The following is a 22,555-nucleotide window of genomic DNA, read 5'->3' as shown; positions in this document are numbered from 1 at the left end:
ACTCCTTCCATTGCTTACTACTTCACTGATCCCATCATGCCCGCAACAAAATGCTTTTGCATAATGAAGAAAATAAATGCTGCTGGTAATGTTGCAATGACAATTGCTGTCATGATAACACCGAAATCTGGAGAGTAACTCGATCCAAGTACAGAAATTAATAAGGGAACTGTCTGGTTTTCAGGTGACTGTAGCACGACCAATGGCCATAAATAGCTGTTCCAGCTTGCCATGAAGGTTATTATTGCTGCAGCGGCATAGGTTGTTTTCATCGTTGGTACATAAATCCGGAAAAAACAACCCAATTCAGTCAAACCATCAATTCGGCCAGCCTCCAAAATATCCTTTGGAAACATCTTTGTGCTTTGACGGAAGAAAAAAATCAAAAAGGCTGTTGTTACTGTTGGCAATATAACAGCCGCCGCTGTGTCAATTCCTATATATGGTGCAGTTTGTGAAATCATGCCAAACATTCTGAATAATGGAACCATCAATGCTGCAAACGGAATCATCATCGACAATAAAAGAATATTAAAGACCATGTCCTTCATTTTGCTTCGATAAACTTCAAATCCATAGCCTGCCAGCGATGCAATGAGCAGGGAAAGCACTGTTGTAATGATTGATATTTTGCCAGAATTAATTAAAGCAGGAACAATTTCAACCGTTTCAAGCAAACTGTTTAAGTTCTCCATAAAATGACTTCCTGGTAAAAGTCGTCCCTGTGTGACGTCGACTGACTTATTTGTGGAGCTGACAATCATCCACAAAAATGGGAACACAGAAACAATGGATACAATCGTTAAAAAACCATAGCTGAATACTTTCTTAATCATTTTTATCACCTGCCACTTTAAACTGGATGATAGAGAAAATTACAATCATAATCACAATCGCATACGAGACAGTCGCTGCATAACCAAAGTCTGGAGTATATTTAAATGAAAGGTTATAAATATACTGGGAAATCGACATCGTGGCATTCCCCGGGCCGCCCTGTGTAATATTCATGACCTCATCAAACAGCTGGAGTGTACCAATTGTGGAGGTAATGGAAGTGAATAAAATAATAGGCTTAAGCATCGGAATAGTAATTTTGAAAAAGGTTTGGATACTTGATGCCCCATCCATTTTTGCAGCTTCGTAAATGGATTGGTCGACATTTTGCAATGCAGATAAATAGAAAATCATATTGTAGCCAGTCCAGCGCCAAGTTATGGCGGTGATAATGGCGATTTTTGCCCAAAAAGGATCTGTCAGCCATTGGATCGGCTCCGAAATAATGGAGAGCTTCAACAAAAATAGATTAATAATGCCGTCAAGTCCAAATAAATACTTAAAAATAACAGAATAAGCAACTAATGACGTGACACATGGAAGAAAAATAGCTGTCCGGAAAACACCTTTAAACTTTAATGTTTTATCATTTAATAAAACCGAGATGAATAAGGCAAGCAAAATCATCACTGGAACTTGAATAATGAGATAAATAACCGTATTTTTTACTGTTGTCAAAAAAGTCGGGTCCTTCAGTAAGCGTGCATAATTATCAAAGCCGACAAAAGTTAAATTTGTGCCTGTTCCTGATTGCAATGACAAAATAAATGCTTGAACCATTGGATAAAAATAAAACAAGCAAATCATTGCAGATGCAATCGTTATAAAAGACCAGCCTATTGCCGTGTTTTTTGTTCGCAGGCTTCTTGACGTTTTTACTGGCTGGAAACTCTGATTGGTTTTTGCTGGAATCACACCTCAACACTCCTTGCATCTAGTTGATAAAAATGCAGCCTTAAACGGAATTTTGAATCCAAGTAAGGCTGCATTTTTTCATCACTACTCTAGTTTATTTGATTTGCGCCTCTGCTTGTGCTTGTGCATCCTCAAGGGCTTTATCAATGTCTTTGCCTTTCAAGTAGTTTTGTGCCTCTACCACAAGTAGGTCTTCAATGGCATATGTGTGCAAACCATAATTTATTTGCGGAATTTGTTCTGTCCATTTCGCAAAATCAGCCGTTACTTGCTGTCCGCCAAAGAAATCATCTGCTTCTTGATAGGCATCCCCTTCAACAGCAGGAGAATAAGTTCCAATTGCACCTACTTCTTTATTAAGCGTTTGGTAGAAATCAACATTAGAGCCAAATGTTTTGGCAAGGAATTCAGCTGCCTTCTCTTTACCAGGAACGTTCAGAACATACCAGGAGCTTCCGCCAAGATTTGAAGAGTTAACAGAGCCTTCCACATCAGGCAAGCGCGGCAAGGAAACTACACCCCATTTTCCTGACTGTGAGCTTTCTGCTTTAACAGATGGAGTTATCCAGTTGCCTGTTGGCACTGTCGCAATATCACCACTGTTAAAGCCTGCCAAAAATTGACTCCAGTCTGAAACAGGTGTGACGATATCTGCATCTAAAAGGGCTTTATATGTTTCGAAAGCCTTTTTCAATGCTTCGTTACCAGCTAAGTTAGGTGTTACGCCATCTTCCTTCGTATACCAAGAACCAGCAGATTGAATCATCATGCGAATTAAACCAAGATCATTTGGATCTTGTGTAATCATGTTTTTGCCTGTTACTTCCTTCACCTTTTTGCCAATTTCAATATATTTATTCCAGTCGACATCCTTAATATCATCAACCGTATAGCCTGCTTCTTCTAAGTAATCTGTTCTGACATACAAACCTGCAACCCCAGTATCAAATGGCAAACCATAATTTTTTCCTTCAACACTTGTAGGAGCAATTTTATACTGAGCAAAATCATCTTGCTTAAAGCTGTCAGTCAATTCATAGAACATATCTGGATATGCTTGTAGAAAGCTTTGTGCACGATAATCTTCAATCAAAACGATGTTTGGCAAACCCTTTGTTGTGCCAGAGCTTAAAGATGTATTAAGCTTTTGAATAATGTCATCTTGAGCATTTTCAATTACTTGAATATCAAGGTCGGAATTTTCGGATGCATATGCATCAACCGCTAAATTCATTGCTTTAATATTAAAGTTAGGATCCCATGCCCATACCGTAATTTTATTTGTATCCTTTTCGTCTCCAGATGCATCCTCTGTATTGCCTCCAGAAGAACAAGCTGCCAAAAGCAGGATGCTGGCTAAAATCAATGCAAGTAGCTTTTTCATCCATTTCCCCCCAAGTACCATTCTTTTTTTGTAAGCGTTATCACTTACACTTATTATGTTAGCATCCTGCTTGGGAAAACCGTTAGGAAGATATTTTTTTGTTTTTGTATTATTTCAAGAATATGAATTCGTTTTCATTTTTGCATTTGGATTTCTTTTAGATTTTAGGATTTTTTTTGTATCGGCATGGTTATTCTGATCTTTGTTCCTTCTTTAAGCTCACTTGTAATTTCTACACCATATGGCTCCCCATAAATAAGCTTAATTCGTTCATGAACATTTGTTATCCCTATTCCAGAAAAAAGCTGCTGCTTCTTCTTTGTTTGCTGTTTTAAGCTGCATGTCGCCTCCATGCCATCGCCATTATCAACAACCTCACAGATTAAGCTGCCATCCTCCTGCCAAATCAGAATATGGATATAGCCCTCCTGCTTTTCAATAAATCCATGAAAAAAAGCATTTTCAACGAATGGCTGCAGTATCAGCTTTGGGACAAGATTATCAGCACAATCTGGTGCAATAAAGTAATTAACCTTAATCTTATTACCGTATCGTTTTTCATTAATAAAAACGTAGTTACGCAAATTAGTCATTTCTTGTTCTACTGTTATCGTCTCACTGACATTTCCAATCGTGTTTTGTAATAATGAGATTAAGGAGTTAATCATTGCATCTGTTTCAGCGATATTGCCTTGACTTGCGATAAATTTAATGGATGCTAAAGTATTATAAAGAAAGTGAGGGTTGATTTGCTGCTGCAATGCAGCAAGCTCGGCATTTCGGCGCTGTTTCTGTGACAGAACAAGCTGATCGACATATTCATGCAATTCATCGAGCATCGAATTAAAGGCAATGCCGATTTTTCGTGTTTCATATGTGCCAGAAACGGATACATATTCATCAAAATCGTATTCTGATGCACTTTCAATTTGTCTTACAAGACTAGACAGAGAGTTAGTTAGCCGTCTTGAAGCAAGCAAAACGATAAATAGTGCTACAATCACGATCCCCATCGAAATGAGCAAAATCTTTTTCTTATCTATTAAATTCCCAAACGCTGTATCTTTATCGATAATATTAAACATATACATATCAAAGAAAGGTATATATTCCATCATAATAATTTGTTCTCTTCCTAGGAAATCGCCAATTACGTAATCATTATTTTCAGTGGTTCCAATCTGCTTTTCATAATCCTTCAGCTCACTTGAGTGTTTGCCGATTTGTTCTGTGAGGCTGCTTGAAACAATCACACCAGCTTTATCGACTAAAAAAACATTATTACCTGGAGAAGTGTAGGTCGAATAAAACTTGCGAAAATCACTTTCACGTATAGATATATATGCTGCCCCATATTGCTCACCAGCACGATTCACTAATGCCTTAGAAGCAACAAGATAACTGCCTGAATCGTTGCTAGGACGCCAATCATAATGATATTGCAGCTTAAATGGAGTTTGGGCTGTTTGTTTAGCTAAACTGCTTTTATCCAGCTCTTCATCTGTAATTGGCCAAATGGACCTGTCATTTGTTGCATAGCTTAAACCGTTTTCCCCTGCTACCATTATCCCAACCTCATATGCAGCTAGATTAGGTTCAATTCGCCGAATAAGCTCACTCAGGCCGTATATGGACTGAAACCTCTCGATATTAGATTCTTTTTTCTCTGTCAGCATGTCTCTTATAGTAATGCTTTGCTGTAAATTATTAGAAGCAATTACGACAGAGTAATGATATTTCTCATAGCTATCCTTCACTTGGTCCATAACCTTGGCATTTGTAATGCTGAACTTTTCAAAAAAGAATTGTTCACTCATGCGTATTGTTGTCCATGTTATGGTAATGGAAACGATGATAATTATAATGACTGTAATTAGTGACATGGTGATGAATAGATTGCTGTGTTTAAATCGTTCCGGAATAAGTTTCATCTTTTAATCATCACTTCTCCACCCATTGTTTACGTCTAAATTGACTTGGTGATAGCCCTTTCATTTTTTTGAATACCTTACAGAAATAACTGTGATCAGAATAACCGACAATGCCACTAATCTCCGAAATTGGCTCCGTTCCTGCCGTAAGAAGCTTAGACGCCTCTTCAATCCTCACTCTGTTAAGATATTCACTAAAGCCTTCCTTCATATGTGTGGAAAAATAACTGGACAAATAGGATGGATTAAAGTGAAAGTGATTTGCTACATTTGTTAGTGTCAGCTGTTCTTGAAAATGTTCATTTAGATAGGAAATAATTCTTTTTATATTTATACTGTCTGGCTGTTCAAGCATCACATCAATCGATCTTTTCGCTTCTATCAAAAATCGCTGCAGTTGTAGCCCTACTTGATCAGCAGTTGCCGCTTCCTCGATTCCGCGCAAATACGTATATTTTTCCTGCTCCAGTTTTTTTACTTCATAATCCATATTTCCAAGTAAAATTGTAATATTAAAGATAATATTGCTGAAAAAAGACTTGTATTCATAAACATCAAGCTTGAAATTACCAGAAATATTTGCAGCATACTCTTCTACATATGATAAAGCCGTATCAAAGCGTTTACTTTTAAACTCACTTATAAACCAATCTAGGTGAAATGCTTCTAATTCAGGGATTTCCTTAGAAAGAACTTGTATTGTTAAAACAGGAATTTCTGGAAAATAAAATCTAGTATTTATTAATTTCACTAATGTATCTTTATACTACTTGCCGATTAATGTAAAGTCATCGAATGAATCTGTTAAAACAATACGCAACTCCATATGCACGCAAGTCATTTCTTCAAAAAAAGCTTGTAATTGCTCCACATCATGGCCATTAATAATGGCAATGTCCTTTTCCATAAAGCATGTAAAGCCTCTTCCTTTCAAACCACCGATTATTTCTGTTTTGAAAGTATCCATCTGTGCTTGCTCGCCCGTGGTTTGAATGGCAGCTAACCAATAAGTTCCGGCTGGAAATACGGCAGCTATTTTCTCGCCATGTTTTTCTACGTCATAGCCTGACAGCATTTTACGAATCGCCTGTTTTATATAAGAATTTCCTTCGTTCATTTCCGACAGCTTTTGCCCAGCTATTTGCTGCTTCATTTTTCTTAAAGCCGTCAGTAAGCTGTCCGAATTAAGCTTTGGTTTAAGAATATAATCGAGCACACCATTTTGAAATGTGGAACGGACGTAATCAAAATCCCCAAAACTGCTTAAGACAATCACTCCAATTTGAGGATATTTTTCCTTCAATATTCTCGTCAGCTCTTCGCCATCCATAATAGGCATGACAATGTCTGTAAGGATTATATCTGGTTTAACAACCTCAATCAGTTCAAGTGCTTCCTTCCCATGTGCAGCTTCCCCGACAATGTCAAAACCTTCCTGTTCCCAATTGATGTAATGCTTAATCCCCTGCCTTATCAATATTTCATCATCTACAATCAGCAATCGGCCTCGTTCTATTGCCATTGATATACCCCCTGCCAGTGAAAAGATGTGTTAAGTATGTGTTGGCTTTGAAGCAGATACATGTAATTTCAGTTAAAAGGAATGAATGCTCCAACCTATGTATGTACGTAAGTTGCAAAAAAACGCTTTCATGTTATTCCGTTAGGCAGCATAGCAAATTGGTTATCTGCCTCCTTCCCGCTTTTTATTAAGTATATCATGTGATTAGCGCTTTAATTTAAAAAAATGATTAACATTGACACTGAATGTATACGCTTTACTACTTATCTAACAAAAAAAAGCATGGTTCACTATTAAACCATGCTTTACAGTCTTATATCTAGGGAAATTATGCAGAGCATCAGGTGTAAGAAAAACTAATATTTCTAAAGTTCTATTAAGAGGATACTACCTCCACCTTATCTGCAATGTTGTCATCATTAAAATGAATAATAAGCCACTCAGTGTCCATTGAAATAAAACCACGTTCAGCACCGAGCAGGTAGACCAAATTATCCTTTTCTTTAAAATATGCTTCTGCTGTTTCTTTTCCTAACAGGGCAACTATGTCTTTTTTCTGTTTGCCCTCTAAAGGATGCTCCTTTAATAAATTATCTATCATAAAGGTTCTTTCTGTCTCCTGCTCCAGCCATTTTTCAGCAGTGAAAATAGCTTTATATTCATTAACTGTTAGCAGGTAAAAACAAATAATTGGAGCAATGCTATATAGAAGCACTGCTTTCCTATATTTAAATGTAGTTGTCTTTTGGCGTTTTTCCCTAAGATAATTCATAAGCAAAACAATAAGTATCGGCAAAACTAGTATTGTTATATTTACAATATTATAGGTTGATAGAGACGCTTTAATGATAATAAAACAGCCTGTATAATATAGAGCATAAAACGAAATGCCTAAAAACCGTAAAATCGCCTTCCATTCCGAATCCATTTTCCACCTCAATTTGCATATTTTTCTATATTTTAAATTACCATAATAGCGGAGGATAAGATATACTTTATCTAGTTTTCTATGAAAAAAAAGAGGCAATCGCTAGTGATTGTCTCTTTCCTCTTATAAATCATATTTTCTGATTAAATATGTCGGTGTACAGCTCCATGCATGACAATAGCTGTTGATTAAATGGCTTCCGTACGGGGAGAAGTTCTTGTCAATAGGATCATAAAGCTCCCAAGATTCACCCTCTTCCCCTCCTCTTCTATACAGGAATCTATTATTCTGCAAAGAAAAGCAGCATATCAATATGAGGAATATCATCCTCCAAGTACTCATTAGAGGTGGCTTGAAAGCCGAAGGAAGCATAAAATTTTTCTAAATGGCTTTGTGCTGAAATTTGAATGGCAGGCTCCTTTAATTCATCTCTTATAAACGCAATCGCCTTATTCAGCAATTCATATGCTAGACCATATCCTCTGTATTCTTTTTTAACAAGCACCCTGCCAATTGATGCTTTCTCATAAGAAATTCCGGCAGGCAAAACTCTGCAATACGCGGCAATTTCTCCATTCTTTTCTGCAAGAAGATGAAAGGACTGTATGTCTTTCCCATCCACCTCTAAATAAGGACAGTTTTGCTCGACAACAAACACAGCTGTTCTTTCTTGTAAAATAGTGTAGACCTCATTTGCTGTTAACTCATTAAATGCTTTTATTGTCCAATTCATTTTATTCTCCTAAACAATGTATAAAGTATTTTTTACTATTATATATTAATTTCGCATGTTCATCTAATCAAGCTGAAACAAAAAAAGAGCCTTTACGAGACTCTTGAATGACCATAAAGTAATGTGTTTATTTACTATTTCTTTTTGGAGCTGTAATAGAATCATAGATAATATATCCAATTACAAGTACAACAAAAAACACATACAAGGAACTAGGATGATTTGATTTGATGATTAAAAAGACGTCTAATACATTTTAAATTATAAATTTAACTTATTCCATTTCCCTTCCTCCTTTTTTAAAAAGAAGATTCAAGCTTCCAAAGCTTTTCACCTGCAGCATTTAATAAAGCTTTCGCTCGCTTTTCTATCTTTTCAGGTAGTTTGTCTTTTGCGAAGTATTGAAGATCCAAGCTTTCTCCATCAGTCAATTCAAGCTGGCCACTTACCCTTTTTCCGTGATACAAATGTATCACACTATATGTCTCATCACCATTTGGATAACGGAAGTAATAATCTGGCCCTGAAAAAGCAGCAATTAACGTAAACTCTTCTGCCAAAAGACCTGTTTCTTCCTTTAACTCTCGCCATGCAGTTTCTTCTAGTGTTTCTGTTAGCTCTATTGCTCCTCCCGGCAACCCCCAATCAAGTGTATCGGACCGATGCTGAAATAGAATTTCTCCCTGCTCATTCACAATAATGATGGTCGCACCGACCGTAATAATTGGGTGTCTACCAACTAATTTTCTTAAATCAGATACATAGCTCACAAGATTACCTCCTTTTCAATAAACTTCTTTCCCAAAAACTAAATTACCTTCTTTCCCTAAAAATTTCTCAAACGAAATATGTGTCAGGCTTTCCCGCTAAAGTGACTGAGCCACAAATTATCAACAGCAAAAAGTGCGATTACAGTAAAACAACCTTCTTTTACAAAAAAAAGACTATTTGCTCAGAATAGTCTTCTCATGCAAATAGCCTTTCTTTATTATTAATAAAATGTCACAATTTTTTCTAAAGGTAAACGACTTGAATTAAATGCAGGCGCTTTTGCTTTTCCTAGAGCAATAAGTGCAATTGGGAATTGATTCTCTGGTAATTCGAAACGCTTTGCAAAATCCACTTTATCAAATCCACCCATAACTAACGTGTCATATCCACGGTCTTTTGCTAATAAAAGAATTTGCATAGAGATTAATCCAGCATCATAGCTAGCAAATTGAGATAACACTTGCTGTGGAAGCTTAGAATAGGAATTATACGTATTAGTAGCATATGTCTCAGCAATAGATTGGTCCATATAGCCTAGTTCAACGTTTTGCGCATAAATTTCCTGAGCATTTTTATATGCTTCTGCATCTCCAATTACTGCGATAATAGCCGAGGATGCATCAATTGCTGCTTGGTTGTTACCAAATGGTGTTAATTCCTTTTTCTTCTCTTGATCTTGGATAACAATAAATCTCCAAGCTTGTAAATTACTAGAAGAAGGTGCACTAGAAGCAATTTCTAAAATTTCTTCCAGTTCTTTTTTGTCTATTTTAAATTCAGGGTCATATGCCCTAACTGATTTGCGACTTTTAATAACTTGTTCTAATTGTGACATTTTAATTTCACTCCTCCTAATGTATATGTAGTAATTGTATACAATAACTAACTTACCATTAGTAAGTTTATTTTGTCAAAGAAGTAGACTTTATCCTTACACTTAATTGTAAGCATGAAAAAATGAAATTTTTGAAGAAGGAATTATAGTTTGAATAGGGTTAGTGCAGGAAATGAATAGGGTGAGTCTGGCTCCCTACCGGACACACCCTACTCAGTTCTTAACTTCAGGTATTCACCTGATATATATCGGATTAGTAAAGGCGACCAGCTCTGCTGTGCCATTATCAACTGATGCATATAATTCTGATCGAATCCATTTTACTTCTGTTTCCTTTATATCAGCTTGAAGCTGTAACAGCCCAGGGCTGCCATGTAGTATTTCCCCAGTATTTGTTACTACAACCAAGACAGCATTCTTACTATCAATGCGGCTATTATATTCCCATCCCTCTGACGAAACTTGGACAATTAATGGCTGATTTTCCACTCTATCGATTGCATCACCAACACTATAAGTCATGTCCTCGTGGGTCACGATAAGTTCAAGTGGTTTTCCATATGAAATACTGATTCGCCCTGCACGGATAGACTGTAAAAAAGCAGTTCTGAACGTATCTTTTTCTGCACTGCCTTGAGACATTTGTACATAAGTTAATGCAGGTAAAGGATTTATTTCTTCATTATGATGCCAATCCCTTCCTGCAGTTGCTGTTATTCTATAGCCTTTATTTAACAGTTCTGTCCAATATAAAAAGGCCCGCTGATTATATGCTTTCGACCCTGGTCTTGTAGAATTCCATACTTCAATAAAATCAACCATATTAATGGATTCAAGAGGGAATTCCCAGTGACAGCCAGTGCCGATTGGATTACCGATCCGAAACGGGTGGGCTATTCCAACCAAGGCGTCATGGTGCCGAATGTTTTTAATACCTTTTTCAATATCTAATGGTCCAATTAGTCGCCAATCCGTGTAGGTTGGCGAATCATATCCTATCGTTAGTAGGTGTCCGTAAAATGTCGTCCATTCCAAACCATACAGAATATGCAGACCTGTTTGATCTTCTGCTTGCTCCATTTCCTCAAAAGGGCTGATAGTATTATGATCTGTCATAACGACTGCTTTAAGGCCCATTTCCTTAGCAGCTTCTACCATTTCCAACAGCGACTGTTTCCCATCACTATGAAATGTATGTGTATGCAGTTCAGATGGCACCCACCTAACAGGACCTACTAGAGAGGGATATGCTGGAATACTTGAGTCATTATCTTTTATTTGTTTATTTAGCGGCCTATCTCGCCATGGTATAACCGTTTCGATTCCCAAATGGTGCCTTTTATATATACGAAGCTTATATGTACAGCTCTCTGTTACCAATGCATGAATGCTTACGGTAACAGACCATAGCCCGGCAGGATTTCTTTTATTAAGGAATCCTGGGGTTGAATTAAACGCACTAATCATATGATGTTGGATAGGTGAATGATAATGACGCGCCCCTCTAAAGCCATCATCATCATCAATGGATATTGTTAGCAGGTTTCTAATGATTTCATTTTGCGAAAGCTTTGCTTCATAATAGGTAGAAGCTTCTTCACTTAATCGTTTATTTTCATTTATATCTGATTGATGTGGTGGGTCAAAAGAAAAATCCACATAAATTACGTCCGTATCTTCCGGCACAAAAAAGCTGTGTTGGATATGTGATTGTGTACTTTTATTCGTTATTGTTGAATTGATTTCAAATAATATATGATTCTCTTTTTCTCTCATCTTGTTGTTTTACACCATCCTTACATCTCTTTTCGCCAAATAGTCATTTCCGATTCTATTCTGTCTAAATTTTCGTCAAAGGCTTTTTCTATATATTTTCTCATGTCATTATTTTCATCGTAAGCGAATACCTGCACATTTCTCACGTTGACTTGAGGCAGTTTATCATTAATAAGAGCAATCTTTATTTCCACTATATCTTCCATTGATTTCCCTTCAGGCAGACAAATAGCTGTTCCAAAGTGATTGTAGGGACCAGTATAGGCTGCTGAGAATTCGCCTAACTTTTTATTATGTAAAGAACTCGAGTACCACTCGTTGTCACCTTTAGTCCGGCAAAGAAAATCCACACTTGGGCTGCCAAGCTCCATTCCCCATACTGAGGATTGAATATAAATATACTGATTCACATTTTCGATTTTATTATAAGGCAAGGGAGAATTCTTCAACTGTCTCTCCGCTTCCCATTTCATGACATGATTGATATAAGGAAAACGCACCATCACTGTTTCTCGAGCCTCGTTTTCTATTTTCCATTCGTAGCTTGGAATAAAGGAGAAATGGTAGGAACTTGTAATTTCATCTGTAAAGTTCCCATTGCAGGTAGCTGTTTGAAGAATAATCTGGTTATCATTTACTTGATATGATTTCACCTGATGCTCAGCCCCTTGATATTCAACATATTCTACTTCATTCTGTTCATTCAAATAAATGCTTGCCATATATTCAATATCTAATAAACGCCCCCACTTTGACATTAACAGAACCGCAGGTGTCCCCTCATCTTCATGACTAAAAACCATATGATATTCAATTACCGCCCCTTTTTCCCATTTATCAAAAAAATAAATCATTTCTAAAGGAGTGTCCGTAAACAAATTATCAAATTGGCTGTACACTGCACGTCCGTAAAGCTTAGGAGCATATTGAACAGCAAGTGTTTCTCGATCAGTTAAAGCTAATTTTTCTAGCGTACAGCTTTCAAGCTGAGCAAAAGCTTCCCTGTTTCGAGGTGATTCACAAAGCCATTCCATTTCGTATGTTCCAGACTCCATTAAGCCAAGAAGACGCTTATATGTGAAGCTATTGCTTCCATAAAATAATATAATATCTTGATGATGCACTTGATTCACATACAATCTCAGCATTAGTGATTCATTATTTTCCTCCTGCCAAGAGGTAGATGCCAACGCCCTAAGATTCACAGCATAATAGCCTTTTTCCTCAATAATAAAGCTAGATTGATACCGCTCTAAATGCTTTAATTTTGCAGGGTTTAATACCGTCATCCTAACCATCTCCCTAATTTAAAATTAGAACATATCCTTCTTTGACTTTTTCATATTATTTTGAATATATACATAGCCTACAATGGAGCATAATACAAACATAAAAACAGCAAGTGCGCTTGATTGGCCGATCTCATTGTATACGGAGAAATGCTGCTGCATGGATACACCTAGCATTTGCGGCGCATTCCGATCGATAAGAAAGGGTGCTGTAAAGCTGCCAATTAAGCCCATAAACAGAAACGTTAAAGCAACAAGCATTGTCTTATAGGAAAGAGGAAGTATGAAATGAATAAACAGCCTGAGCCTTGATGCCCCCGTATCTTTTGCACTTTCAATGACAGACCGAGGAATGGCTTGTAGAGCCGATAATAACAGCATGGTTGTAAAGGGAATATTAAACCACACATTAATCATTAATAGGCCTTTCATATCATAAATAATGGAGGGCATATTGTTTTCACCAATGATTCTTGCAACCCAGCCATTATCCCGATAAAAATTCAAAAATCCATATATGGCGATAACGCCCGGAATAAACAATGGAATAAAATACAGCTTGTTGATTATTTTAGAAAAAATACTGTTACTAAAGTTAAGATAAATAGCTAATAGATAGCTTAATCCTAAAGTTAAAAAACAAGAAATGAACGTAATTACTAAAGTATGTTGAATGCTTTGCAAGATTAATGGCTCTGTAAAAATATATTGATAGTTCTCAAGTGAAAAGGCATCCTCTTCATTTTGAAAGCTCTCCATTATCGCAAGGGCGACTGGATAGATCACCAAAACAAGCAACGTTAGGAAAGAGGGCATAACAAGCCCTATTCCTAACACTGCTAATTTTGTTTTTTTCTGAATGACAAAACTCTCTTTTAAGGCAACTACCCTACTCATTGACTCGCTACCTCTTTTTGCCAGACTTTCATTAATTCACTTGCTAGATCGCCCCCGTTAAAAGTACGGTAACCGCCACTGACTGCTTCAAATTTCTTTTGATCCTCTGCTGGCAATAGGTCCCATTTAATACCTGGATAGCCGTACATTGTATCTATAACCAGTTTCTGCACATCTTGAGTAAGAACATAATCCAGGAACGTTTCAGAGGCTTCCTTACGTTCATCATTACCATTATCCACAGCCATTAAATAAGCTGGTCCACCAGTAAAAGCTGGATCGATTTGTGTTAATTTAGTAGTATCCGGCAATAATTTTGAATTTATTTGTTCTAAAGCCATATCAGACCAAGCTGGAATCATATCAACCTCACCATTAGCAAGCAGGTCAACCGTTCCTTGATTCTTTTTCGGATATACTCCTGATTTATAAAGGTTTGGTGCCATGTCCTTTAGTATTTGAATTCCTTTGTCCCAGCTTTTCATAATACTTTCATCCTGAACATTCATAGCATTATCATCGAGTTCGTTATAAACAGTTGAGAGAACAAATGAGCTTCCTGCTCCACCTGTATTTGGATCATTGTAAGCAAAGCGACCTGGATTTTTTTCTATCCAAGCATTCAATTCTGCTGCCGTTGTCGGAACATCCTTTACTTTGTCTGAATTGTACGCGAGCACAACTGATGATGCACGATAAGGAACTGCTAGATTTTGTGTACCCTCTAGGTTTTCTGCTTGAACATTCTCTAGATTTTTAATAGAATCTGTTGAAAGTTCATAAAACAACCCGCCCTCCTCTTCGCTGCGGATAATATCTGCAAGTGCTCCTTCATAAATATCAATCTCAGAATCTTTATTTGCTTTTTTAGCTGCAACAATTCGATCAATTGTAGCCTGTCCACCTGTCCCAGACGGAACAAATACGAAATTCACATCAATATCCTTATGTGCTTCTTCAAATTTAGGAATAACCGTTTCCCAGAAAGTCTCAACATTTTGAGAGCCTGAACTGTATAGAGATATTTTAGTTACATCTTCCCCTCCACTTGCCGCACTGTTTGTCTCGCTAGAATTACACGCAACTAATGAAAAGGTACTGACAGCTAATATTGTTCCTGTTAACATTCTTTTTAATGATTTAGACTTTTTCATATACTTCAATCTCCTCTTTAGTTAGATTTGGTATTTTTGAATAACCATTAGTATGTATGTCCTGTTCATCTGTAAAGGTTTGAATGGTTGCGAACGTTATGCGGATATTTTGGTGCATTTTAAATTGACTTATTTCACTGCGATCAATAAACATTTTTATAATCCCAAACTCTGTTTTCAAGCTGACCTCTGCGTAATGACCTAACATCATCACTTTTTCAATCATTGCCTCAAGGCCATTTTCGACTTCACTTGCAAGCACAACATCCTCTGGTCTAACAGCAACAGTCACCGATTTGTTATATCGATTCATATTAGGAAAGTTAAGTGAACCAATATGAATTTTGTTTCCTTCCGCATAACCTGTTAGGAAGTTCATCTTTCCAATAAATTGAGCAACAAACAGGGATGCAGGATAATTATAAATATTTTGCGGAGAATCAATTTGCTCCACTTCACCTTTGTTCATAACAACAATTCGATCAGAGATGGCTAATGCTTCTTCTTGATCATGTGTCACAAATAGCATGGTAAGCTGCTGTTTTGCTTGAATCTCTCGCAGTTCTTCCCGTAATTCGTGTCTTAATTTTGCATCAAGAGCAGAAAACGGTTCATCCAACAACAGTACTTTCGGTTCAAGAAGCAAGGCGCGTGCCAAGGCAACCCTTTGTTGTTGACCTCCAGATAATTCACTTGGAAACTTCTTTTCATAGCCTTGTAGTTGAACTAGATTTAGTGCCCATTTCACTTTATCGATAATAGGAGCTTTCTTCATTTTCTTAAGCTTTAAGCTAAATGCTAGATTATTAAATACAGTCATATGCGGCCACAAATTATAGCTTTGGAAAACCATTGCACTTGGCCTCTTTTCAGGAGGAAGGTGGTTCACCTCATTCCCATCGATTATGATGGATCCATCATTGGGCTCGATAAATCCGCCAACACTGCGAAGGACAGTAGATTTCCCACAGCCTGAAGGCCCAAGCAACGTAACCATTTCTCCATGTTGAATATCTAAGGAAAAGCTTTTAACACCTTCTCCTGTAGGATAAATTTTACTTAAATTAGTTATTGATAAGCTAATTGACACGCTAGATTACCTTCCTTTCTGTACGTTTGATTGCAAGCGTTATTTAAGACGCATTCCGTTAGCAAATGAATCTGCCCCAACAAATTTTCTAGCGGCAAATAGCAAAATGATCGTTGGAAGTGTCAATATCACCGAAAACACTGCACCTGCTGTACTTGGATAGTCCGCTATGATGGAATACATGATAACTGGCATCGTTTTATAGTCTGGTATTCCTACTAATAAGGTTCCTTGTGCTTCATCTAAGGAAGATAGGAAGGTAAAAACAGACGCCACAATAATCCCCGGCTTAGCCATCGGCAAAGTGATATACCAGAATACCTTTAACGGAGATGCCCCAGCATCGCGAGCAGATTCCTCTTGTGAACGATGAACATTCTCAAATGCAGCAGAAGGAATCCAGGTCATGAGCATAAGCGTATTAATTAGATGTATTAATATAATCCCAATGAATGTATTCATAAGGTTGTATTGATAAAATAAAACGGCGATTGCAACATATAATCCCATTTTCGGAAAAGCATTAGTCAGCAAGAAGGAGAAAAGAAAAAACCTTCTTAATGGAAAACTGATGCGTGCAAACGCATATGCTGCAGGAATACAAATAATAAGGGAAATCAAGGTAACAATCGCTGCAATAAGAAAAGATAACCACATTGATCTTACGATTGACTCATCTGCTAAGACGAAGCTCCACCATTCCAATGACCAAGACTTTGGCAAAGCATCAGGATATTGCCACTCACCAGAAAACGCTAGTAACAGTAAATTTAATAAGGGCCCAAAAAAGAATAGCAGGAAAATCGCAAGTAGAATGAATTCGACTATTTTCCCCTTACCAAGTGTTTTAAAATACCACAATATCTCTTCTCCTCTCCTGTTCAGGTAATGATTTTTCCAAATAAGAAGTCTATACCTCTTAGCTTTAATTTAACAAATGATTATTAATAATCTTTCATCCATTTGTTGTTTTCTTGTAAATATTCATAACTTTCTTTTATATTCCGTTTAGTTGTCTAGACTTCTTTTAAAAAACAAAAAACCAATCCATTAAAAAAATAGATTGGTTTTCCAACTCTTTGAGCCTATTAATTCTTATCTTGTTCTATTTACAGTGAATGTAAAAACGTCATTCCTAAAATAATCTAATGAATATAGAACGGGGCGGTTTTGATGATCGTAATGAAGTTGCTTTAATAATAAAACAGTCGTTTCTGGATGAATAAGCAGCTTATGACAATTACGATCTGTATGAAGGGGAACAACAATTTCCGTTGTAGCTCTAGCGATATCAATATTGCATTCTTTTTTTAAGTAATCGAATAGAGAGCCGATTGAGCCTTGATTAATCATTTTTTTCTTAACAAGTGATTCCGCTATGACATTCTGAGAAAACACAACAGGTTCATCATTCGCCGTTCGGATTCTTTCATGAATGATTACCTCTTCGTCCTCCTTGAGCTGTAATAAATTTCTCCATTCCTCTGTAGGCTTATCCAGCTTTATTTTCTCTCGTTTTTCCCCATCCTCTAAGCCGGCATACTTTATCATGGATGTGACACTCATCAGCTGCTCTAAGCTATTCGGTGTCTTAGGCAATGGGTTAACAACAAATGTCCCTACCCCATGCTTAACATAAACCTTTCCATTTTCTTCAAGAAGGCGAATGGCGGAACGTACGGTTTCTCGGCTGACTTTAAATTCTGCTGCAAGTACTATTTCAGAAGGCAACCTGATACCTGACTTTAGTTTGCCTGAATGCATGTCTGCCTCAATTTTTTCCTTTATTAACATGTAAAGAGGTTTCACTATATTCCTCCCTCTAGTTCTAGTTAGATACTTCGATATATTATGTAAGGCACGTCTCTAATACAGGTTTTATTATATGTGTTAATCGTTAACGTAGGCAATAATATAGTAGACATGTGAATCATAATTTAAAAAATATACATAAAAATTACAATTTTAATATATTTTGCTTCTCAAAATCCTCGATTGCTTATGCCTTTATTCTTACAATGCCACCCAGTAACAGCGTCTTTATCCCTACTTTAATAAAAGGAAAAGCTGGAATTTTCCAATGCTATTTACTTTACTTATTTCCTTCGATGTTGTATCCTCTTAAGGTAGCAAAAACAATCATACATGTCTCTGTAGCTCAGTAGGATAGAGCGGCAGCCTCCTAAGCTGTGTGTCGTGGGTTCGATTCCCTCCAGGGACGTCATAAAGAAAAGCTGGCTTAATAAGCCAGCTTTTTTCCTATGCTCTTCCATTTAATACGGAAGGACTTTCATAATGGAATTGGTGTGTACCGCTTCCTATATCCACTCGTTTTTCCCCATGCAGTATAACTGTTGCGGTCGTATTTGGCGGTATCTTCACTTCCAGCTTTATGAAGTCGTTGTTTCTTTCCCAAGCAGATGACAGGATTCCATATCCTGTTTTCAAAACCGCTTTAGCACTACTCAATCCGACATTCACATTTGGCTCGATAATACTATGTTTATAGCCTGGTGAGCTATGCTTGATGCCACCGGGCTCACGGTAAAGCCAATCGCCAATACACCCGAAGGCATAATGGTTAAAGGACATATGCCCAACTGTTCCGTCTTTTTTAATAGCTGACCATGATTCCCAAATGGTCGTCGCACCCCTTTCTACTTCGTAAAGCCAAGAAGGACAATCCGTCTGGAAGAGGATGCGATAAGCAATATCTTCATATCCTTCCGCACAGAGCACATCCATTAAATATGGAACAGATAAAAAGCCTGTATCTAATTTATGGTCATTGTCTTTAATTAATTGTGCTAATTGTGCTGCAACCAGCGGACGTTTTTCACTTGAAACCATGTTCATTTGCAGTGCCAAAATATAAATCCCTTGAAAGTGAGCGCTAATTCTGCCATTTGATTCTATATACTCCTTCTCAAAGGCTTTGCGTATACGTTTATTTAAAGTGTAGTAAGTCTGGCTAATTTCCTTGTCTCCAAGAAGTTCTGCTATTTTAGCGAAAAGCAAGGCAGAATTCGCGTAAAAACAAGTTGCCACAAGCTCTTTTGTAAGAATAGCACTGTCCATCGGTCCTGTATTTTCATTCGCGCTTTCCACTATGCTTGGAATAAGCCAGTCACCAAAATGAAAGCCTGTATTCCATAAATACTTTTGTCTTTCCAATACAACCGGGTCCGTTTCTGTCATCGAATCTGGTATTTCTGTTTCTGCCTTTTCTTGAACATATGCCAGCCATTTTGCCATTGCCTCATAGTTTTGTTCCAGCACACGTACATCACCATAGCGCTCATACAGCACCCATGGAACGATAATAATCGCATCCCCCCAGCCTGCGCTGGAAAGCTGCCCCATGCTTGAGCATTCCTTTACATAGTATTTACCAGTCGGTACAAAGTTGGCAATCTGACCATCTGGAAACTGTTCTTCTCTAACATCGCCTAGCCAGCGTTCCAGAAATGTATATACGTCCATGTTAAAAGCAGCTGTTGGTGCAAAAACCTGCAAATCACCTGTCCAGCCAGCTCTTTCTCTTTGCGGACAATCTGTCGGAATGCTCAGCATATTTGTTTTCTGGCTCCACTGAATATTTTGCTGCAGCTTGTTCAAGCGTTGGTCCGAACATTGGAAATGGCCAGTTGTCTCCATATCACTGTACAGGACGATTGCTCGCACAGCGTCTTTTTGTATTGCTGCCTTAAGACCTGTGATTCTTACATAGCGGAAGCCATGAAAAACAAATCTCGGCTCATATACCTCCGAACCTTTCCCTTTTGCAATAAATATATCTGTCTGGTCCTTATTTCGGCCGATAATGTTCATAAAGAACTTTCCGTCTTTATCCAGCACCTCACTATGCTGAAGTGTGATTATGTCCCCATTCCTCGCTTCGATTGCAATCCGAATGCGTCCGGCAATGATTTGCCCAAAATCAATAATTTGGGCACCATCCGTTTCACAATGAACGGATAGCGGCAAAATCTCCTCCATTGCACGCACATTTGGTCCAAATTGTGCAATCAGATTATCGAGGGGATAGTCTACCTGTTTCACATTCTTCCAATTTTGATCATTAAATTCAAAACAGCTCCAATCCTGCTGTTCTAAGCGGGCATCGTATTTTTCTCCAATAAATAAATCAGCATACTCCCATGGACCTGTACTTGAAACAAACTGCTCATCTGAAACAATTCGTTCTGTCGTTCCGTCCTGATATTCTACCTCCAGCTGCAGGAGCAAGCCAAGTTTGTTCCCGAATTGGCAGCTGTGCCCTGTCAGCTGAATGCGGCCAATATACCAGCCGTCTGCAATAACTGCTCCGATTGCATTATTTCCAGCAGCAAGCAAATCTGTCACATCGTATGTTTGGTATTGAAGACGGACATTATAAGCCGTAAAGTCTGGTGCGAATTCATTATTCCCGACACGACTGCCATTCAGCTCCAATTGGTAAACACCATGGCTTGTTACATACAGCCGTGCCTTTTTTATGTCACCTGTTATCGTGAATTTTCTTCTTAAAAGCTGTGGTGGCCGAAGGTCCTTTGCTTTTTCTTCCAAGCTTTTATCCTTCAGTCCCACTGAAAACATTTCCTGCACTGTAATAAAAGGCTCCTCGACTGCTTCCTTCTGTTCCGGTTCAATCCAACAAGCCTGCCAGTCGTCTTTACCAAGCAGTCCCATTTCCCATGATGCTTTACTCCAATCAGAAATCTGTCCTTTATTATCCCAAATCCTCACTTTCCAGAAATAACATTTCCTTGCTTTAAGACTTGGTCCTTTATATGGAATCCACACAGATTGATCACTGTCTGTTTTTCCTGTATTCCAAACCTCCTCTCCATCCTCATCTGCCACGATAAGATGATAGGCAGACTGCAGCACATTATTCTGCTCCGTGTTAATCATCCAGCTAAAGCGCGGAGATGAAATATCAATGCCGAGAGGATTAGTTTGATTTTCCACCTTTAAATTTTTTACAAATATACTTTTATCCATTGATAACACCCTTTTCTACTGATTCTTTTTTGTTTTTGTCCTTTGTACGATAGAAAAATATGAATATCGTAAACAATAAGGCACATACTGCTGGAATAATCGCAGCTGTAACGAGAATTCCTTCTAAGCTTCTAGCTGTTGGTGTCATGCCTGACTTGTAACCAAATGCAGCTAAAACAAATCCGGCGAGCCCTCCTGCAATCGACGATCCTACCTTTTGGATAAAGTTATATAGTGCGTAATACACGCCTTCCATGTGTAAGCCATTCTTTTGTAGCTGGTAGGCTATCGCATCTGGGAGAGAACCCCATGCAGCAAATAAAGCAACAGAAGTTAACGCGGATGCAGCAATATTCAAAACTAATACAAGCGGAATTATATGGACTGGTGCGACATAGATGGACAAAAAGTTAAGAAGCGTTAACAGACCTGCTGCAATATAAAACTTTTTCATCCCGATGCGGCGGACAATTGCCGGCAGGAGGAAGGTGATTGCCAATCCTGCGATCCCGCCCGCTGCTGAGACGACACTAAAAAGATTTGCATTGCCAACATTGTAAATAAAATAGTAAATGCCCGCAGCACCACGGATTCCAAGACTTATTTGCATCATTAAAAAGGATGCAGAAAGAATAATAAACGGTTTATTTGTGAGCACTGTTTTCCAGGCAAGCTTAAAGGGAATATTTTCATTTAGCTCACTCGTTGTTACTTGCTCTTTAGTACCTTTAAAACATAGGAATAGTAGCAGGATTGCCATTACACCAGTAACAGCTCCCATAAAGAAATAGCCTGATCTTTCAGAAGGAAACATAGCAACAACAGGAACTGTTATACTGCCAGCAAGTGCTGCAGCTAGTCCGGAAAAAAGCATCAGATACTTCGTTAAATGAGCCCTTTCTTCTGGATTATCTGTCATTACTGTGTTAAGGGCTGCATGCGGAATACTGACAACACTGTAAAGAATGCTGATAAGGAAATAAAGACTGAAAGCGTAAAAAACCTTTCCACCCTCCCCTATCTCTGGTGCGAAAAATAAAAACGCCGCTGTTACCCCATATGGAACGGCTCCAAAAAGCAAATAGGGCCGCAATTTCCCCCATTTAGAATTTGTTTTGTCAACCATAAAGCCGAATGGCAAATCAAATGCTGCATCAATAAACCGAACAATTAACAGAATCGATCCTGCTGTTGCAGCAGAGATGCCCAATACATCTGTATAAAAGTACAATAAATACATCGAAACAAAAATATAAACAAAGTCTTTACCAAATGCACCTGCGCCAAAAGCCAGCTTCTCCCTGAGTAAAATGCTAGAATATCCTTTGCTCGCCATTTTCCCCACTCCTTTTCCTCTTATCATTGAACCGTCCACAAAAAAAGACTGACTATTTCATAAAACGCTTGCTTAATTGTTGTAAGCGGTGTCATAATCATTTTATATAATTATCTGTTATATTTTTATGTCAAATGAACGGCTATTCTA

Annotated in this window: 18 protein-coding genes, 1 tRNA gene and 1 pseudogene; 1 reads left to right on the top strand and 19 read right to left on the bottom strand. The window is 37.8% G+C overall.

Annotated features, from left to right (window positions below):
* Positions 1-17 precede the first annotated feature (17 nt).
* The 17 genes and pseudogenes from EM808_RS08885 to EM808_RS08805 all read right to left on the bottom strand — a co-directional run bounded on the left by EM808_RS08885 (position 18) and on the right by EM808_RS08805 (position 17,871).
* Positions 18-836, bottom strand: a complete 819-nt coding sequence (locus tag EM808_RS08885) for a carbohydrate ABC transporter permease (RefSeq protein WP_412973739.1) — start codon at positions 834-836, stop codon at positions 18-20.
* Positions 829-1,644 (bottom strand): carbohydrate ABC transporter permease, encoded by an 816-nt coding sequence (locus EM808_RS08880; protein ID WP_127737933.1) that lies wholly within the window; start codon positions 1,642-1,644, stop codon positions 829-831. Before EM808_RS08880 ends, EM808_RS08885 begins: the two co-directional genes overlap by 8 nt.
* Positions 1,645-1,846: 202 nt before the next feature.
* Positions 1,847-3,136 carry an ABC transporter substrate-binding protein gene (locus EM808_RS08875; RefSeq protein WP_127737813.1) on the bottom strand — a complete coding sequence of 430 codons (1,290 nt, stop codon included), beginning with the start codon at positions 3,134-3,136 and terminating at the stop codon, positions 1,847-1,849.
* Positions 3,137-3,300: 164 nt separating this feature from the next.
* Positions 3,301-5,067 carry a cache domain-containing sensor histidine kinase gene (locus EM808_RS08870; RefSeq protein WP_127737812.1) on the bottom strand — a complete coding sequence of 589 codons (1,767 nt, stop codon included), beginning with the start codon at positions 5,065-5,067 and terminating at the stop codon, positions 3,301-3,303.
* A 10-nt stretch (positions 5,068-5,077) separates the two neighbouring features.
* Entirely contained in the window at positions 5,078-5,818 is a 741-nt protein-coding gene (locus tag EM808_RS08865; protein WP_127737811.1) for a helix-turn-helix transcriptional regulator, read from the bottom strand.
* A gap of 387 nt (positions 5,819-6,205) precedes the next feature.
* Positions 6,206-6,589 (bottom strand): annotated as a pseudogene (locus EM808_RS29750) (response regulator); the annotation flags it as partial.
* A gap of 376 nt (positions 6,590-6,965) precedes the next feature.
* Positions 6,966-7,517, bottom strand: coding sequence for a hypothetical protein (locus tag EM808_RS08855; protein WP_127737809.1), 552 nt, complete (start codon positions 7,515-7,517; stop codon positions 6,966-6,968).
* 283 nt (positions 7,518-7,800) lie between these two features.
* Positions 7,801-8,250: a GNAT family N-acetyltransferase gene (locus tag EM808_RS08850; protein WP_127737808.1), complete on the bottom strand. Its 450-nt coding sequence runs from the start codon at positions 8,248-8,250 to the stop codon at positions 7,801-7,803.
* A gap of 299 nt (positions 8,251-8,549) precedes the next feature.
* On the bottom strand, positions 8,550-9,020 hold the full coding sequence (locus EM808_RS08845; RefSeq protein ID WP_127737807.1) for an NUDIX hydrolase: 471 nt from the start codon (positions 9,018-9,020) through the stop codon (positions 8,550-8,552).
* Positions 9,021-9,241: 221 nt separating this feature from the next.
* Positions 9,242-9,856 (bottom strand): nitroreductase family protein, encoded by a 615-nt coding sequence (locus tag EM808_RS08840; protein WP_127737806.1) that lies wholly within the window; start codon positions 9,854-9,856, stop codon positions 9,242-9,244.
* 234 nt (positions 9,857-10,090) lie between these two features.
* Positions 10,091-11,632, bottom strand: a complete 1,542-nt coding sequence (locus EM808_RS08835) for a CehA/McbA family metallohydrolase (protein ID WP_127737805.1) — start codon at positions 11,630-11,632, stop codon at positions 10,091-10,093.
* 20 nt (positions 11,633-11,652) lie between these two features.
* Positions 11,653-12,921: a hypothetical protein gene (locus EM808_RS08830; RefSeq protein WP_127737804.1), complete on the bottom strand. Its 1,269-nt coding sequence runs from the start codon at positions 12,919-12,921 to the stop codon at positions 11,653-11,655.
* A 24-nt stretch (positions 12,922-12,945) separates the two neighbouring features.
* Positions 12,946-13,818, bottom strand: a complete 873-nt coding sequence (locus EM808_RS08825) for an ABC transporter permease (protein WP_235856578.1) — start codon at positions 13,816-13,818, stop codon at positions 12,946-12,948.
* A complete protein-coding gene (locus EM808_RS08820) occupies positions 13,815-14,972 on the bottom strand; it encodes an extracellular solute-binding protein (RefSeq protein ID WP_127737803.1) in 1,158 nt (385 codons plus the stop codon). The genes EM808_RS08825 and EM808_RS08820 overlap by 4 nt, the downstream gene beginning before the upstream one ends.
* The gene (locus EM808_RS08815) at positions 14,959-16,062 is read right to left on the bottom strand and encodes an ABC transporter ATP-binding protein (RefSeq protein WP_127737802.1); all 1,104 of its coding nucleotides are present in this window, start codon (positions 16,060-16,062) and stop codon (positions 14,959-14,961) included. The genes EM808_RS08820 and EM808_RS08815 overlap by 14 nt, the downstream gene beginning before the upstream one ends.
* A gap of 39 nt (positions 16,063-16,101) precedes the next feature.
* On the bottom strand, positions 16,102-16,926 hold the full coding sequence (locus EM808_RS08810; protein ID WP_127737801.1) for an ABC transporter permease: 825 nt from the start codon (positions 16,924-16,926) through the stop codon (positions 16,102-16,104).
* Between the two features lie 231 nt (positions 16,927-17,157).
* Entirely contained in the window at positions 17,158-17,871 is a 714-nt protein-coding gene (locus tag EM808_RS08805; RefSeq protein WP_127737800.1) for a GntR family transcriptional regulator, read from the bottom strand.
* Between the two features lie 338 nt (positions 17,872-18,209).
* On the opposite strand from EM808_RS08805, the gene EM808_RS08800 reads away from it, so the two are divergent.
* Positions 18,210-18,283, top strand: a tRNA-Arg gene (locus tag EM808_RS08800).
* A 38-nt stretch (positions 18,284-18,321) separates the two neighbouring features.
* Here EM808_RS08800 and EM808_RS08795 read toward each other — a convergent pair.
* The gene (locus EM808_RS08795) at positions 18,322-21,069 is read right to left on the bottom strand and encodes an alpha-L-rhamnosidase (protein ID WP_127737799.1); all 2,748 of its coding nucleotides are present in this window, start codon (positions 21,067-21,069) and stop codon (positions 18,322-18,324) included.
* Positions 21,062-22,405: an MFS transporter gene (locus EM808_RS08790; RefSeq protein WP_164849604.1), complete on the bottom strand. Its 1,344-nt coding sequence runs from the start codon at positions 22,403-22,405 to the stop codon at positions 21,062-21,064. Before EM808_RS08790 ends, EM808_RS08795 begins: the two co-directional genes overlap by 8 nt.
* Positions 22,406-22,555 lie beyond the last annotated feature (150 nt).

It is taken from the genome of Niallia taxi (assembly GCF_004005475.1).
GTDB classification, from domain to species: Bacteria; Bacillota; Bacilli; order Bacillales; family Cytobacillaceae; genus Niallia; species Niallia taxi.
This window is presented reverse-complemented; position numbering and strand designations above follow the sequence as displayed.